Raw genomic sequence first — 14,737 nt, 5'->3', positions numbered from 1 at the left:
CAGCATCATTTTTCTTAAGCTATTAATAGTTTGGGAGTGAGGATTAATCTAACAAGGGATTGTTATGTCTGCAAATATTTCTTTTTTTCCAGTTGATAATGGAGACATGACATTAATTAAGCTTGATAGTGGTAAAACTATTCTTATTGATGTCAAAATTCGTAATCTAGAAAATGAGGGCAATAATGTTATCCCTGATGTAGAAGCAAAGTTAAGAGAAAGAATTAGAGTTGACGATCAAGGTCGCCCATATGTCGATGTATTTCTTCTAACTCACCCAGATCAAGATCACTGTCTAGGTTTAACGAATACCTTCCATCTAGGTCCACCTGAACAATACAATACTAAAAACAACAAAATCTTCATTAGAGAGCTATGGTCATCTCCAATAATTTTTCGCAGAGCTGGCCATAATAATCTAGTTCTATGTGAAGACGCTAAATCTTTCAACACAGAAGCTAAACGCCGAATAAATCTCTTCAAAAAATTTGGGGCAAGTCAATTAGTTCATGGAAACCAAATTTTGATATTAGGTGAGGATGAAAATGGAAAAACTGACTCCTTACAAGAAATTCTTGTCTCAATCGACTCTAACATAACTAAAATCAATGGAAGGTTAGATCCATCAGCATCAATCTATCTACTCGGTCCATTGCCAAAATCTGATATCGAAGATGAAGAAGAAGCATTAGCAAAAAATAGATCAAGCGTTATCCTATCCATCTCGCTAAACGTAAATCAAGTTCAAGATGTTTGTCGCTTCCTCTCAGGTGGGGATGCAGAGGTAGCTATCTGGGAGAGGCTATTGAGTAAACATAAGAATACTGGCTATCTCCAATACGATATCCTTCAATCACCACACCATTGTTCCTGGCACACTCTTTCTCACGATAGCTGGAGTGAGTTAGGAGAAAATGCCGTAGTCAGTAGAGATGCACTGCTAGCTCTTTCACAAGCAAGACATGGAGCACTCATCATATCTAGCAGCAAGCCCATTAGCGGTATAGACAATGACCCTCCTAACATCCGTGCGAAAAGGGAATATATTGCTATCACCAATAATGATCCTAACCGTTTCAAATGTACAGGTGAATATCCTAATACTAAGAATCCTGATGTAATGGACTTTGAAATTACAGAATATGGGCCAAGATTAATGAGTAAGCCAAGATTTGCTAACCTGCCAATAATTGGAAGACAGCCCATAGCTCATGGCTAAAGAAGATTATAAAGCCGTAATAGAAGGTGAGCTTACACTAGTTAATAAGACGGCTATAAAAAGAGCAATCTCAAAGATTGAATCTCATCACCAAGTTGAAAAGGTTTCTAATGTTGTAGCAGACTCCAATACTAAAGATGTTGATGTCACAGTTAATATCAAGTTAAATTTGCCATTTAATTGGCTATCACAAGGGAAAAGTCCCAATGGTGTATTCTCAATAGAACCCGTTACATTTACTTTTCCTTCGACTTACCCAATCAATGCTCCAACGATTAAACTTCGAGATGATTTTGATACTTCTCTAGCTCATATTCAACCGCGAATAGATCAAGGAGCTATCATTCCCTGTATATATGCGGGAGATCTCGATGAACTAATGCAGTCTGGAGGACTTACTGTTATTATCAATCAGGTAATATCTTGGCTTGAGAAGGCAGCATTAAAACAACTTATTGATCCAGATCAAGGATGGGAGCCAATACGTCGTGACACTCTAAAAAACAGAGTTATCGCAGATTGTGATTTCCTAAGAAATTTCGTATCAAGTCAAGAAAAGCACTTTTTTCTTACATTTGATTTTTTAGGAATTGAGTCCCCTTCAAGTGAAGGCAATTTAGACAATTTTTCCACATATGGGATAATTGGAAGTCAGCAAATAAAATCTAAAGATTTAAAAGTTACTTCTTTGGAATACCAGAAGTTTGACAACAATGTCTTTAAAGGAAAGAGCTTAGCTATCTTAGTAACACCAGGGAGACTAACATCATCAGGGGAACCTATAGTTTATGATAAATATCAACCTGAATACGTTAAACACTTGTATGAGTTATCAAATAAGGCAAATGAATATGGTTGCATTAATGAACTAACTAACGGACTTAGGAATTTACAAAGGTATTTAAATAATTTACATTTACCAAATAACTTGCCTCTTGCTATCATTCTATGTGTTCGCCGTCCTTATAATTTAATAGGTGAAACCAGCAATATAGAACTTATCCCTTATATTATTTATATTGATCGCCCAGATCAATTAAATTTAGGAAGCCGTACATCAGTATTTCCAGCGTGCCACCAACAATCTATAACTCCCCAAATATTACAGAAATTATCAGGAAAGTTACTTCATTCGGAAAGCAATAGTACTATTTTGCTTGGTTGTGGAAGCTTAGGCTCAAAAATTGCTCTGCATCTAGCTAGATCAGGCAATGCACCCAATAAAGTTATTGATAGAAAGTATTTATCCCCTCATAATGCTGCTCGACATGCATTATGTCCAATTTCTAGCAATCAACTCGTATGGATTGATAATAAAGCTGCAAGCTTAGCTTATGCAATTAAAGGTCTAGGCCAATGCTGCAAAGGATTTACAGAAGATATTACTAAGATAATCAGCGACAAGAAACTATTTCATAAAATAATTCCAAATAACTCTTGGGGAATCATTAACTCTACAGCCTCACACTCAGTAAGAGAAGCACTGACATCTAAAAACATTAAGCGACTAAAGACAAGGATTATTGAAGCTTCACTATTCTCAAAAGGACTCATTGGAACACTCACCGTAGAAGGCCCACATCGTAATCCTAATTCATCAGATCTTATTGTCAGTCTCTACGAGCATCTAAGACAAGATGATGTAATGCAAAGTATCTTCTACGGTAAAGAGAACATACTTCAAGAAATCTCTATAGGGCAGGGATGTAGCTCAATTACAATGGTTGTTTCGGATGCCAAAATATCATTATTTGCTGCATCCATGTCTGAAGCAATATCAAAGTATCAAAACGAGGGTCTACCAACAAGCACAGGAGAAATTCTACTCGGGCAACTTACCGAGAACAATCTAGGTCTGAAGTGGCGTTCCATCAATATCCCTCCTGTTCATATAATTCCTACTACAAATGATCCTACCTGGACTGTGAGACTTTCAGAATACGCCCATTCAAAAATCGTAAATGAATCAATGAGTTACCCTGATGTGGAGACCGGAGGTATTCTCATGGGAAGAATTTCTGAGTGTCAGCAGTCATTTTTAGTAGCTAATGTTCTCAGTGCTCCACCTGACAGTGTCCGTTCTCAATCTGAATTTATCCTTGGTACACATGGGCTAAATAAACAAATTCAAGAATATATGTCAGCCTGCAACAGCACTTTATATTGTTTGGGTACTTGGCACAGCCACCTTGGGAATTCTCATCCATCATCAACTGATTTAAATACAGCTTCAATACTTGCCAACTCAAATGACGATCCCTTAATTATGCTCATTAGAAGTCCAAAGGGATACTCAGCTATTCTCGCCGATAGAAGCAATTGATTTTAATTTAAAATTAACAATGAAGCATATATATTAAGATGAGTAGTTCTCAAAAGTCATTAAAGCAAGAAAATGAACCAAAGATAAATATTTTTGTATTTATTAATATCTTGTTTTTTTTAATTTTAATTAATGCTTTTAGTGTAGACAATCAACTTAGCCTAACTATAGGAGATTTAATTGTATCTATTCCAGATAAAGTATACTCATCAATCATCTGGTCAACTGCTATAGGACTTATTAGCCGAATTTTATGTGGTCAACTAGGAAATGAGTTTAAATATTTTCTGATTTTTTTAAGGCAAAAATATCAATTGCCTGCTTGTCGAGCTTTCTCTCAGCATATGAATAAAGATCCAAGGATTGACCCAAAAAAAATCAAAAATTATTTGCCCAATTTACCTACAGAACCAGATGAACAGAATCGTGTTTGGTATACGCTCTATAAAGTTCATGAGGATAAGCCTTCAGTTCTTAATGCTCACAGGAATTTCTTGCTTATGAGAGAAATAGCTAGCTTAAGTTTTATTTTTTTAATTACTTTTGGTCCTTCAAGTTTTGTATTTGCATCAAGTCTCAAGCTTTGCATTTCATATATGATTGGCCTTTCAATTATATTTTTCCTTGTTTCTCAAGCAGCAAGAAATTATAGCATCCAATTTGTGACAAACGTACTAGCTGAAGAAAGTGCAAAATAATTTAAATATCAATTTATTCTCTTAAACAATTCATCTTCTCTACTTTTACCAGGAATGATTAAGTACTGACGCAACACCATAACTTCTAAATATTTAACTTAATGCCATAGGCTATAGACCTCTTTCCCATCATTAACTCGCCAAATTTTGACATTCCCTTTATGGCTTCCTGAAACAACATACTCACCATCAGGGCTAAACTGCATACTATGAACCTCCCTCGTATGAGGGGACAAAGTACGGATTAAACGCCCACGAAGCGCATCCCACAGCTTAATCGTTCCATCCCAACTACTGGTGGCCAACATATCCCCATCAGGACTAAATTCAACATTACTAACCCTTTTCTTATGAACCCGTACAGCTCGGATCAAATCTCCATTATTGGCATTCCAGAATTCAATTTCATGTGTCCCTTTTGCAGCCACTAAAACACGTCCACCAGGATCAAAGCTCAACCCAGTAGTCAATCCTGGCCCCCGCTTAACAGTGCGAATCAATCCACCTGTCTTCGGGTTCCAAAATTTAATGGTCCCACCAGATCCACCTGATGCCAGCACTTGTCCATCACGGGTAAAAGCAAGACTATCCACATAGGCTGGATGCCCTTCTAATGTCTTGATTAATCGCCCATCTACAGACCATATTTTAATTGTCCGATCAAAGCTACCTGATACCAGTGTCTTTCCATCAGGATTGAACTTCAAAGAATAAATCGATCCTGCATGTCCCTCAAGGGTATTCAGCAATTTCCCAGTATTGACATCCCAAAGCTTAATAGTGTCATCACTACTACAAGTTGCTAGAACTTTATTGTCTGGGCTAAAATCAACACCTAGAACCTGTGCAGAATGGCCTAATAAGGTCTGAATAGGTTCTGCTTCTCCAACCTTCCAGATTTTTACAGTTGTATCATCATTTGTGGATGCGATCAGTTTTCCATCAGAGCTATAAGCAACCGCCCATACTTGACGAAATTGTGATGGTTTTTGGGCAACAAGATCCCCACTTAAGCTTTTTCGATGAACAACTTCGTTGGCTATAACCCGTGTTTCTTGGAACTCTGAGAAAGACAAAAAAGAAACTAAAGCAGCAGCAAATGAAGTCAATAGCAAAATCTGGGATTTTTTCATCAATCAACCTCCGAGAAGCCTAAGATCACTCTATTAACGCATAAATCCAACCAGCAACCTTGAAAACTAGCCAGACTAAGCCCGATCGCTAATCGATTTCCCTCGTTTGTAATTCCCTGCCCTTTTTCTCAGTTCACTCCGATCAACTGCCAGGGCCAACACAACATCCCTTAAATCAGCATCGTTCTCAACCTGCAAGAACATTGCCTCTATAAGAGCTTCCCGAGAAAGTTTTGGGTCACTATTTTTGCAAAAGTTCGACAAGCGCTCTGCAATATTCTTCTCAATCCTCAGCGTTGCTTGGGATAGTTCAAAATTTCGATAATCATCTTCGGGGAGTAGATCATCGTCCGTATCCACTGGACTTTCTACTACAGTCAGGCTCACAGGGTTATCTTCTGTGATCGATTCAGAGGCCACTTGATCAGGAACAATCGCAGTCCTTCTCGATACCTTAGTTCTCTGACGATTATTAAGCCGCTCTGCTAGATCCGACATTTTCCACTCCTAGTTTTTCTACAATCTTCTCAAATGGATATTGCAAATCTGCATACTTGCAATCCAGCTCATCCAGCAAAATCCCAGCTTTCAGTGCAGCTTCAAACTGATCCGATTCACGGATGGATGGCAGCAGATCTACCTTATAATCCTTGGCCAATGACTTAAGTCGCTCCAAAGCCTCGCGACTTTTGATGGTTAGATTGCGGCCAGCCCATTTTTCGCGGAAAGGGACAATCCCAAGGATTTCGCCGGACCAGACCCTTAAGGCAGCAAGCTCTTCCAGGAATTGAAAGGTATCAATCCCTGAAGCATGACCTTTCGTGTTCGCTTCACAAGGAAGGATGAAGTAGTTTCCAGCTCCCACACAGGTGATAGAAAGCTCTGAAGAGGTGGGTTGGATGTCAATCACTGCATAGTCAAAATGCTCGTGAAAGGGCTCCAATCGAATCTTCAGAACGGTAGCTGCTGAACCTGATGAAGCAAGGTACGGCTTTGCCTCCGACAACATGCGATCACAAGGGATGATAAACAGGTTTTCGTAAGGTGTTGTGTATACCGCATCCAAGGGATCTTTGAGCTGATTCTTCAATAACTCCAATAACGTAGGGTCATCTTCTTCAGCTTCACTTCTCAGATAGAGTGAGAGATCAGCTTGCGGATTGCCATCTATGGCTAATACCCGCGCACCATTCCTTGCTAACAATCTGGACAACATATAGGAGCTGGTCGATTTACCCTGACCGCCCCCAAGACTTGTAAGAACAATGGTTTTCATGGATTACAACCTATGGATAGAGGTTTTATGACTCTTGAGAAATTAATGCTTAATTATTTGAAACTTTGGTCTTCACTTCTTCAGTAAATCAGTCCTGTTTACTTATTTCTAATTTCGCTGAGTGAAGATAACAAATATCTTTATATAGCAACTCAAGAGTTTTTGATACTAAAACTTATAATTAGTTAATATTTAACTCTTGATTTATTGACTCTAGAGTCTTTCACTAAAGAGTCTTTAGACCAAAAGCTATTATCTTCGGACTAGAAGCACCATAGAACTTTCGACTAATTTAAAATGCAAGTAGATTCTTTAGCTAAAGAGTCAGTAGTTCTAGAATCTTTAGCCCAAAATCCTTAAAGGCAAGAAGACAGATACAGCAGAGAATCGGAAGATTAAACGATTTACCACATCAAAAAACTATCTATTCAGCGATTTAGTGTTCATTGTTATTCTTCAATCACTCACTTGGTTAGTGTTCTGCTGAAATACGGAATGAGAACAGCTTAATTTAAGTAGAGGCTTAAATTAAAGAGTCAAAGCCTCTAGAGTCATTTATTAAAGAGTCTTTAATAAAGTCAACTGCTTTGCTTACACTGCTCAGGTTATAAAGGCCACAACAAATCAAACACCCCATTGCTATCGCTCAGAATTAACCTCCGTTGTCCATCAAAGTACTTCCATTAAGTCTGAGACAGTGCAAAGAATCTGCCAAAGGATAGCTAATCTCGAAGACTTACACTAAACTTACACTTTATTATGGGAGAAACTAAGGCTCACCCATGCCAAGACCAAGAACTGAAAAACGTGGAAGGCCAAAAAACAAGAAGTGTGGGGCTTGTGCGCTCCTAGATATCGATGAATGCAAGCGAATTCACGGCCCTGAAGGTGATAACTGCTTCGATGAGTCTGTTTGTCACCGTCGCCGGTCGTATCACCGAAACAAATCTAAGATCAACAGCGACCTTCGCAGGGCCAGACGGAAGGAAAAATTCCCGGAACCAACCAAGCCCCTATCACCACCAGACACAAAGGGAATTTATGGAGCTGTGCTGATTTTATATCAGGAACACTCTGACAGTCCCGTACATGCGATCGCAGCCGAGATCTGGGAAGGGGACAAATTGATTCAAAGCGTTGGGAAGCATTCAATGGGGATGTATAGCCCTGATGCAGTGAATTACATTGCCGAACTACTCCAACTCATCAACGAAGAATATGGAATTCGCAGATTCGAGCCCGAGGTTAGCTCAAGAAAAATCGAAGAATGCCCTTACCGCCCCTGCCCCTACCACACCGAAACGGCTTGAAAAAGCAATCAAGCTAGCTGAAATCGATCCTTGGAGAACAGACTGCATAATACTGGAAAGTTCCCTGGAAAGAATTTTGGAAGATTTACCACAGGCCGAAAGAATGACCTATGCGGCTAGGATATTTCTAGCCATCACAGATATTTTGCTGAGAAAAGCAAAGTTGTTTACCGACCAAATTCTGCAAAAAGATCACTCTGGACCTATCCTGACCCCAGAAATGCTGAGCCCTTTCTTGCGCCGCACCATGGACTTGAATTTAGATCAACTGATCGAAGCTTCACCAATCTTTAGCAGAAGTCCTCATACCAAGAAATTAAATCAGTTCACAGAAATAGATAAGGAAGAACTGCTTAATTGGGTCGAAGCTCAGAACACTTCAGTGGAAGAAATCGTTGAACAGATGACCTATGAAGAAGATCACTCTATCTGGCTAGAGCGAATCAAAAAATTAATCGATAAAAATCATGGATCAATTGAGCTATCAGCTATTGTTAGTGAATTAAGAGTCTCTGTTGGATCAGTTTGGATGGTTCTGCTGCTTGGAGGTTTTCAACTTAGAAAGAAAAAGTCTATAGAAGATTTCTACTCTAGTGAAATTACAATCAGTTGCCTAGAATAATGAACAGACAATTTTTAAGCCTTGTTGGATTAGGGGTTATTTTCTTTCACTCTAATTTAGTCCTAGCAAATACAAGTCTCAATAACATAATTGCTGATAAGCAAGCCCAAACAACAAAAACCACAACAATAAATATCGATCACAATACTCCTTCCTTTAAGAAAAAAATCACTGTTGGTGATATATCTGCGCTCGTATCATATACAGAATCGCCGCCCCCGAAAATCCATCTTAAACCTCCAGGGGACTCCCGCTAAGTGCAAAGCACTCTAGCGGCGAGGGGGATAGGAGCGCCAGCTTTGCTGGCAATAGTGAAATATTTCCGCTAGAAGTATAGATGTATTGCGGAAAACTCAAATGCTTTTGAATCAAACCAATCGCCTCCGGTTGGATAAACAACAATCTGACGCACTCAAGCAGATGTGCCACTTGAGCAAAAACATGTTCAATGTGGGACTTTATAACGTGCGCCAATACTTCTTTCAAGAGCGTAAATACCTCCACTATGAAGGCAACTATCATTACGTTAAGGAGAATGAAAACTATAAAGATCTGCCCACCGATATTGCTCAGCAGACTTTGAAGATTGTAGATAGGTCGTTCCGGTCCTTCTTCAAGCTGTTGCAATTGAAGCAGGCAGGTGGGTATCAAGCTAAGGTCAGCATTCCTGGGTATCTGCCTAAAGACGGGTATTTCCTGCTGACAATACCGATACGCCCCCGTGACTGGGCTAAATTGCCTAGTAGAGATTGGGTTTTCAATATTCCTATGTCTCGGCCTTTTCGTCGTCAGTGGGGTGTCGTACCGATTACTATCCCTGAGCGCTTGAGAGATAAGGTGGTCAAAGAAATTCGCATTCTTCCTAAGTTGGGAGCGCGATACTTTGATGTGTCTTATGTCTATGGGGCCGAAGAGGCATTGCAAGTTGAACAAACGGGTGAAATGCTGGGCATTGATCTGGGATTGGACAACTTTGCTACCTGCGTTAGCAGTACGAAGCAATCCTTCATCATGGATGGAATCGCGATTAAGTCGATTAATCAGTGGTACAACAAAGAAAATGCCAGGTTGCAGTCGATTAAAGACTTGCAGGGTATTTCTGGACTGACCCACAATCAGGCTAAGCTGCTGGACCGTCGCCATCATAGAGTTAATGACTTTTTGAATAAGTCGGCTCGATATGTGATTGATTGGTGCCGTGACAATGGCATCAGCAAGATTGTTATTGGCTACAACCCGGACCTCAAACAAGGGGTCAATATGGGCAAGCGAAACAATCAGAAGTTCACTCAAATTCCGATTTTTACCTTTAAGCGCAAGCTGGAAAGCCTCTGCGAACGGTATGGGATTGAGTGCATTGAGCAGGAGGAATCCTACACCTCTAAGTCGTCTAGTTTGGATAGAGATATATTGCCAGCTTGGAATGCTGACAATAGGCCAAAGCATCAATTCCAAGGCAAACGCATCAAGCGTGGACTGTACCGAACAGCTAAGGGTTGGTTGGTCAATGCTGACGCTAATGGGGCTTTGAATATCCTTCGCAAACATACAAGTAAGCTCGATGATTTACTCGGAGAGTTTAGAGGCTGCTTGGCACAGCCAGTAAGAGTCAAATGCTCTTAAGAATCTCCCGTTAGATCCGCAGGGTTAGCGGTGAGAGCTGTCAAAGACTAAAATATCAACTTTTGCACAAGGGTAAACCCATTCTTTCCGACAGTGAATACCTATGGATGATGGGCAATGTGTCTATAACAGATCTTGATGCCGATGGAACTGCTGAAGTAATCATTCAACGCTATAGTGGTGGCGCACATTGCTGTACAAATACTGTAGTTTACCGATGGCATAACAACACTTTCGAGAAAACTGAGACAGGGCCATTAGACCATAAGGGAGGAACATTCGAGGATCTTGATGGAGATGGAAAAATTGAGTTCGTAAGTAGTGATAATAAGTTCAACTATGCTTTTAGCTCTTATGCAGGCTCATATCCTCCCACTGCAATATTCAATTACAAAGATGGTGAACTCCAGCCAACTACCATGAAGTATCCCAAAAAACTTCGTGAGAAATTAGAGAAAATGTATCAGACATTCCGTGAATACCAGAGTGAAGGTTTATCTGCCAATGGAATCCTTGCTGGATATGTCGCACAGAAAATACTGCTGGGTGAATTCGAAGAAGGCTGGAATTTTATGGTAGCTAACCAAGATCGAACTAAAGACAAGATCTTTGCAGGCAAACGCATGGGCAAGAACTCAGATTTTCCTACGGAGTTGCGATCGCTGCTGATCGAACGAGGGTATTTAGACGGTAACGGTAAACCAACAAATACTTCCCCTTAACTACTGGCAAGAGTTCGAGACAGCAACATACTCACGATTTTTGTGTGAAGCAACAATCTCTTCAATGCGTTCAATCGTTTCTGGTGGTCGCAGCTCAATCACTTGCAAAATATCGAACATGTCCTCTAATTCGACAGCGCACTCCCAGCAAAACTCAGGAGTTGCAAATGTTTCCCTCATAAAAGGCTTTCCTATCTCCGCCACAGTAATCCAAAATTGCCCAGCACTATTCCTAGCAATGGCCAGATACTCCAGCTCACCTCGCGTCCTTGTGGCTTGCTCAAACAAATCCTTCTGACTCAGCTCCAGATTCCTGAATCGGCGCTCCAGTTCCGCCGAAATTCTCGGAGTTTGGGGTCTGCTAGCCGGAGGTACTTCTGGGGATATTGTCTGAGGTCTAGACTCAGGTTTGGTTGGCCGGGTCGTTCGCCTAACACTACGTCGTCTCTCTTCCAACTCCCCATGCCCTGGTTCCCGCTTGGGTGGCCGGGTGCCTTCGGGTGCTTTCTTGGGGAATGCTGTCTTTGCTATGAGTTTAGGAGTGGAGACAACGGACTTGGGTGGTTGTGGGATGGTCTGGGGAATAGGTTTGGGTTTGAGGGCGACGATTGTAGATTCCAATGCAGATATCCTCAACTAATGCCACAGCCAGTTTAACGGCAAGGCATATTGAAAAGAGAGGGATTGTTGCAAAACCTTACGGGTACGGCTGATCTAGCCACCCGGCAAGGTGGTGAAGAGTTTGCAGTCCTGTTACCCAATACTCCACAATCAGGTGCTGTGCATGTAGCCAAGTAAATTCGTCGCGCTGTGAAAGCTTTGGCAATTCCCCATCAGCACTCTCCTAATCGAGATCGCATCACGATCAGCTTAGGGACGGCTAGTGTCATTCCCCAATATTCAGTTGATGGAGGCTGAACTCTTGCTCCAAGCCGCAGATCAAGCCCTGTATCAAGCCAAGGCTAAAGGACGCAATCGGGTGATAGTGGATCTGTCTCTTGACCAATCTTGAGCGTCAGCGTCGGAAGAAATCAACAAGCAGATGCCACGATCTTTCTAACTGAAAAAGAGGGTGGAGCAAATAAGAAAACCCCCTTACCAATCTCCATATGCTCTCCTGATATTGCAAAGGTACTTCCAGCAAAGTAGTCTGTCAGCCTCTGAGCCAGATTAGATTCCAAAGTCGCCAAATTGACTAGAAGCATATCATCCGCTCTCATCATGTTGATAGCGTCCTTGGCATCTTCAAATGACTTAGGGTGGCACACCCAGATTTTATGGGGTGATAACCCCCCAAAGGGAAGAAGATTGTCCATATGCCAGTAATCCTTTACTACCAAATCCAGGCACAACCTCAGTGTTTCGAGTATACTCCAGGCATTCTGTTCATACATGCTCAAGCATTGGATCACCTGATTGGTTACTCCCCATGACATCAGAAGGAGCCAATAGTTCCGCAGCTACCGCATTAGTCCCAACTCCAGACGGTTCGCTAGCTCCTCTGCAAGTGGAATAAAAATTTGTTTTCTCTGTTCCGCTTGTGGGTCAAACCCGACGCTTGCTAACTCGTACTCAATCAGCGTTTGATTGTTTTCATGTGGTTTGAGGATGATGCGGCCCAACATCCCTAACTTCTGATGGTAGAAGTTATAGAAACTGTTCTCTCCCCTAACCTCTTTGCGCATCTTCACTCCAGAGGGAAGCTTAATAGTAGTCTGCTCCACCTCTTGAATTTCAACCAGATCCATCTTGCCTGCTGCTGTTACATGGTACAACTGAGCAGTCGGGGGAACGACCATGACTACCACTGCTTCTTGATCAGGGTAATATTGCTCAACCACTTTAGCCACCTTACGCTTCATGGAGACGGCAGTCATCCACAATGCTATAGCGATATTCTCCTGCTGGACATACACAAACTTTTTGGAACTGGGATTCTGCACTCCCAGAATGACTCCTCTGCCTTCCGATGCATACTGTGCGATCGCAACTTGACGGGCTGCTCTGCCGAACTTCTCCATGAAGGGAAGATTGGGATCAGTAATCTGATCCATCTGCTCATCAATCAAATGGTTGATGGGGTCTGAGGTCGGTCCTTGGTTATTAGCGGGGGTTTGCGAAGGCACTGGAAATGCTGTGAGAGAGAATGATTACTAGAATACTGGCCGACAGTGACATCGAAAAGTACACCATTCCACAATCTTCTGATGCTCAATGGTAGAATCTCAGACCACCAAACCAATATTTTTTAGAAATCACAATATAGTTCAGACCGCTGGATCAGTTGCTGAAGCTCATCGCATTCCATTCCTTGGATAGCCAGTGCCAGCCCTGCATGAACAAGTCCTAACTTTTGTCTTGCTACTGGGCTCAAGTCTTCAGCAGCTTCTTCTGCGCACTCAAAGATACTCGCTGTCATGTTCAAGTTATCAAAGGTGATTGCTAATGCTTCGGCCAACAAACTGGTTAACATGGTTTCTGTGCTTTGCTCCTGAGTTCTTCTATATCATCAGGTAAAGTCATTAAGAGTAAAACAGCGTTTTCACCGATTTATAGCAATAGATCCACGCTAATCTCTAGTGGTTTCCCCTAATAGCGATATTACAGAGTTTGAGAAATGCTTGGGAGCAATCATGCTTGCATGAAACGCTCTACTTAACAAGGATTTAGATGGCTTGTGGATTGTCGAGGTGGGTAGGTTAAAGCTGCAATAATCAACATCGCCAGATCGAACACGATTTGCAAAGTCAACACCAGTAAATTCTTCAACCCTACCAAAGAACCCATCATCAGCAATTTCAGAAGCGTAACACCTGCTTGGGCAGCCGATGAAGATTTGAAGGTTACTAATTTACCTGGCAAGAACAAAAATAGGGATAAAGCTAAGGCATTGACGATCAACACCCCCAAAAGCAAGTAACCTCCGATGCCTGCCAGAATCGACCCCTTGTTAATCGAAGGTAAAAGCTTGATCAACACTGTCAGGAGGCCAAGCATACTTAAGGGAGCTAGCCAACTAGGAAGCTCAATTCCCGCAATGAAATGCTTCAGCATGTGAAATCCTTTGTTTAAGACCAGCTCAAGCCAATCATCATTGCGATCAAACATTGCGTATACCCAAAGTCATTGCAGACATGTTAGGCATACTTCTGGTTTTGTCAATGATTTTTGATAAATATCTCTGCTCTATGTCGCTAAACCAAACTACAGGCAATACACCAAGAGTTCAAGGAAGCGATCCTGGACAAAGCAGGTGGTCAGGTTGGAGGGTGGTTGGGAGTGGGCATAGGATAGGAGGTAGCTGGCGGGTTTGGATACAATAGTCTAGAACAGTGCATTGATTCCCATGCAAACCACTACCCTCTATGACCAAGACTTTCACGCCTGGACCCAGCGCCAGGTAGAGCTGCTGCAAACACAGCAGTGGGAACAAGTGGATATCAAAAATTTGATTGAGGAGATTGAATCGTTGGGTAGGCAGGAACGGCGGGAGCTTTGCAACCGATTGGGAGTACTGCTGGGACATCTGCTTAAGTGGCACTATCAGCCAGAGGCGCGCTCAAAGAGTTGGTTTTACACCATCAAAGAGCAGCGGATCAGAATTGTCCGCCACATACAGGAGAATCCTAGTCTGAAACCCTATCTGAATGAAGCGATCACCATTGGCTATGAGGATGGGCTACTACTAGTCGGGAAAGAAACGCCCCTTGATCCTCAGCAACTTCCTCAATCTTGCCCCTTCTCTAAAGCAGAAATCTTTGATGAGCCTGTGGAGTTGGATCTGTAACCCCACTTCCCAGGCACCCTTAGT

General features: G+C 41.7%; 17 protein-coding genes. 9 read left to right on the top strand and 8 right to left on the bottom strand.

Annotated elements, in window-relative coordinates:
• The first annotated feature begins 64 nt into the window (after positions 1–64).
• The 3 genes from ON05_RS32050 to ON05_RS32040 are packed head-to-tail and all read left to right on the top strand — an operon-like array spanning position 65 to position 4,240.
• A complete protein-coding gene (locus ON05_RS32050; RefSeq protein WP_010474898.1) occupies positions 65–1,219 on the top strand; it encodes a hypothetical protein in 1,155 nt (384 codons plus the stop codon).
• Positions 1,212–3,542, top strand: a complete 2,331-nt coding sequence (locus ON05_RS32045) for a Mov34/MPN/PAD-1 family protein (RefSeq protein ID WP_010474896.1) — start codon at positions 1,212–1,214, stop codon at positions 3,540–3,542. The genes ON05_RS32050 and ON05_RS32045 overlap by 8 nt, the downstream gene beginning before the upstream one ends.
• A 38-nt stretch (positions 3,543–3,580) precedes the next feature.
• Positions 3,581–4,240, top strand: a complete 660-nt coding sequence (locus tag ON05_RS32040) for a hypothetical protein (protein ID WP_262562509.1) — start codon at positions 3,581–3,583, stop codon at positions 4,238–4,240.
• A 98-nt stretch (positions 4,241–4,338) separates the two neighbouring features.
• Here ON05_RS32040 and ON05_RS32035 read toward each other — a convergent pair whose 3' ends face one another.
• The 3 genes from ON05_RS32035 to ON05_RS32025 all read right to left on the bottom strand — a co-directional run bounded on the left by ON05_RS32035 (position 4,339) and on the right by ON05_RS32025 (position 6,649).
• Entirely contained in the window at positions 4,339–5,373 is a 1,035-nt protein-coding gene (locus ON05_RS32035; RefSeq protein ID WP_010474893.1) for a WD40 repeat domain-containing protein, read from the bottom strand.
• A gap of 75 nt (positions 5,374–5,448) precedes the next feature.
• A complete protein-coding gene (locus tag ON05_RS32030; RefSeq protein ID WP_010474891.1) occupies positions 5,449–5,871 on the bottom strand; it encodes a hypothetical protein in 423 nt (140 codons plus the stop codon).
• Positions 5,846–6,649, bottom strand: a complete 804-nt coding sequence (locus ON05_RS32025; protein ID WP_010474889.1) for a ParA family protein — start codon at positions 6,647–6,649, stop codon at positions 5,846–5,848. The genes ON05_RS32030 and ON05_RS32025 overlap by 26 nt, the downstream gene beginning before the upstream one ends.
• A 1,218-nt stretch (positions 6,650–7,867) precedes the next feature.
• Here ON05_RS32025 and ON05_RS32020 point away from each other — a divergent pair.
• From ON05_RS32020 to ON05_RS32010, 3 genes are all read left to right on the top strand, one after another.
• The gene (locus ON05_RS32020; RefSeq protein ID WP_139025844.1) at positions 7,868–8,581 is read left to right on the top strand and encodes a hypothetical protein; all 714 of its coding nucleotides are present in this window, start codon (positions 7,868–7,870) and stop codon (positions 8,579–8,581) included.
• 357 nt (positions 8,582–8,938) lie between these two features.
• Positions 8,939–10,204 carry an RNA-guided endonuclease TnpB family protein gene (locus ON05_RS32015; RefSeq protein WP_010474886.1) on the top strand — a complete coding sequence of 422 codons (1,266 nt, stop codon included), beginning with the start codon at positions 8,939–8,941 and terminating at the stop codon, positions 10,202–10,204.
• 119 nt (positions 10,205–10,323) lie between these two features.
• Entirely contained in the window at positions 10,324–10,926 is a 603-nt protein-coding gene (locus tag ON05_RS32010) for a VCBS repeat-containing protein (protein ID WP_139025842.1), read from the top strand.
• Here ON05_RS32010 and ON05_RS32005 read toward each other — a convergent pair whose 3' ends face one another.
• A complete protein-coding gene (locus tag ON05_RS32005; protein ID WP_029315273.1) occupies positions 10,927–11,547 on the bottom strand; it encodes a hypothetical protein in 621 nt (206 codons plus the stop codon).
• Between the two features lie 66 nt (positions 11,548–11,613).
• Between ON05_RS32005 and ON05_RS32000 the strand changes: the two genes are divergently transcribed.
• On the top strand, positions 11,614–11,724 hold the full coding sequence (locus ON05_RS32000; RefSeq protein WP_010474884.1) for a diguanylate cyclase domain-containing protein: 111 nt from the start codon (positions 11,614–11,616) through the stop codon (positions 11,722–11,724).
• Between the two features lie 85 nt (positions 11,725–11,809).
• Positions 11,810–11,938 (top strand): hypothetical protein, encoded by a 129-nt coding sequence (locus ON05_RS31995; RefSeq protein ID WP_010474883.1) that lies wholly within the window; start codon positions 11,810–11,812, stop codon positions 11,936–11,938.
• Between the two features lie 19 nt (positions 11,939–11,957).
• Here the strand turns inward: ON05_RS31995 and ON05_RS31990 are convergent, their stop codons facing one another.
• From ON05_RS31990 to ON05_RS31975, 4 genes are all read right to left on the bottom strand, one after another.
• Positions 11,958–12,242 carry a cell division protein SepF gene (locus tag ON05_RS31990; protein ID WP_262562508.1) on the bottom strand — a complete coding sequence of 95 codons (285 nt, stop codon included), beginning with the start codon at positions 12,240–12,242 and terminating at the stop codon, positions 11,958–11,960.
• Between the two features lie 144 nt (positions 12,243–12,386).
• The gene (locus tag ON05_RS31985) at positions 12,387–13,052 is read right to left on the bottom strand and encodes a hypothetical protein (protein WP_010474881.1); all 666 of its coding nucleotides are present in this window, start codon (positions 13,050–13,052) and stop codon (positions 12,387–12,389) included.
• 122 nt (positions 13,053–13,174) lie between these two features.
• Positions 13,175–13,399: a hypothetical protein gene (locus ON05_RS31980; RefSeq protein ID WP_010474880.1), complete on the bottom strand. Its 225-nt coding sequence runs from the start codon at positions 13,397–13,399 to the stop codon at positions 13,175–13,177.
• A gap of 182 nt (positions 13,400–13,581) precedes the next feature.
• Positions 13,582–14,034 carry a hypothetical protein gene (locus ON05_RS31975; protein WP_010474879.1) on the bottom strand — a complete coding sequence of 151 codons (453 nt, stop codon included), beginning with the start codon at positions 14,032–14,034 and terminating at the stop codon, positions 13,582–13,584.
• A 238-nt stretch (positions 14,035–14,272) separates the two neighbouring features.
• Here ON05_RS31975 and ON05_RS31970 point away from each other — a divergent pair, with 238 nt between their 5' ends.
• Positions 14,273–14,713 (top strand): DUF29 domain-containing protein, encoded by a 441-nt coding sequence (locus ON05_RS31970; protein WP_010474878.1) that lies wholly within the window; start codon positions 14,273–14,275, stop codon positions 14,711–14,713.
• Positions 14,714–14,737 lie beyond the last annotated feature (24 nt).

This window comes from Acaryochloris sp. CCMEE 5410, from assembly GCF_000238775.2.
Lineage (GTDB): Bacteria > Cyanobacteriota > Cyanobacteriia > Thermosynechococcales > Thermosynechococcaceae > Acaryochloris.
This window is presented reverse-complemented; position numbering and strand designations above follow the sequence as displayed.

Excerpts from the sequence above, each read along its gene's own strand:
- ON05_RS31975 (WP_010474879.1), bottom strand. The coding sequence starts at position 14,034 with ATGTTTGATCGCAATGATGATTGGCTTGAGCTGGTCTTAAACAAAGGA.
- ON05_RS32045 (WP_010474896.1), top strand. The coding sequence starts at position 1,212 with ATGGCTAAAGAAGATTATAAAGCCGTAATAGAAGGTGAGCTTACACTA.
- ON05_RS32050 (WP_010474898.1), top strand. The coding sequence starts at position 65 with ATGTCTGCAAATATTTCTTTTTTTCCAGTTGATAATGGAGACATGACA.
- ON05_RS31980 (WP_010474880.1), bottom strand. The coding sequence starts at position 13,399 with ATGTTAACCAGTTTGTTGGCCGAAGCATTAGCAATCACCTTTGATAAC.
- ON05_RS32020 (WP_139025844.1), top strand. The coding sequence starts at position 7,868 with ATGGAATTCGCAGATTCGAGCCCGAGGTTAGCTCAAGAAAAATCGAAG.
- ON05_RS31990 (WP_262562508.1), bottom strand. The coding sequence starts at position 12,242 with ATGGACAATCTTCTTCCCTTTGGGGGGTTATCACCCCATAAAATCTGG.
- ON05_RS32025 (WP_010474889.1), bottom strand. The coding sequence starts at position 6,649 with ATGAAAACCATTGTTCTTACAAGTCTTGGGGGCGGTCAGGGTAAATCG.
- ON05_RS32035 (WP_010474893.1), bottom strand. The coding sequence starts at position 5,373 with ATGAAAAAATCCCAGATTTTGCTATTGACTTCATTTGCTGCTGCTTTA.
- ON05_RS32040 (WP_262562509.1), top strand. The coding sequence starts at position 3,581 with ATGAGTAGTTCTCAAAAGTCATTAAAGCAAGAAAATGAACCAAAGATA.
- ON05_RS32015 (WP_010474886.1), top strand. The coding sequence starts at position 8,939 with ATGCTTTTGAATCAAACCAATCGCCTCCGGTTGGATAAACAACAATCT.
- ON05_RS32030 (WP_010474891.1), bottom strand. The coding sequence starts at position 5,871 with ATGTCGGATCTAGCAGAGCGGCTTAATAATCGTCAGAGAACTAAGGTA.
- ON05_RS31970 (WP_010474878.1), top strand. The coding sequence starts at position 14,273 with ATGCAAACCACTACCCTCTATGACCAAGACTTTCACGCCTGGACCCAG.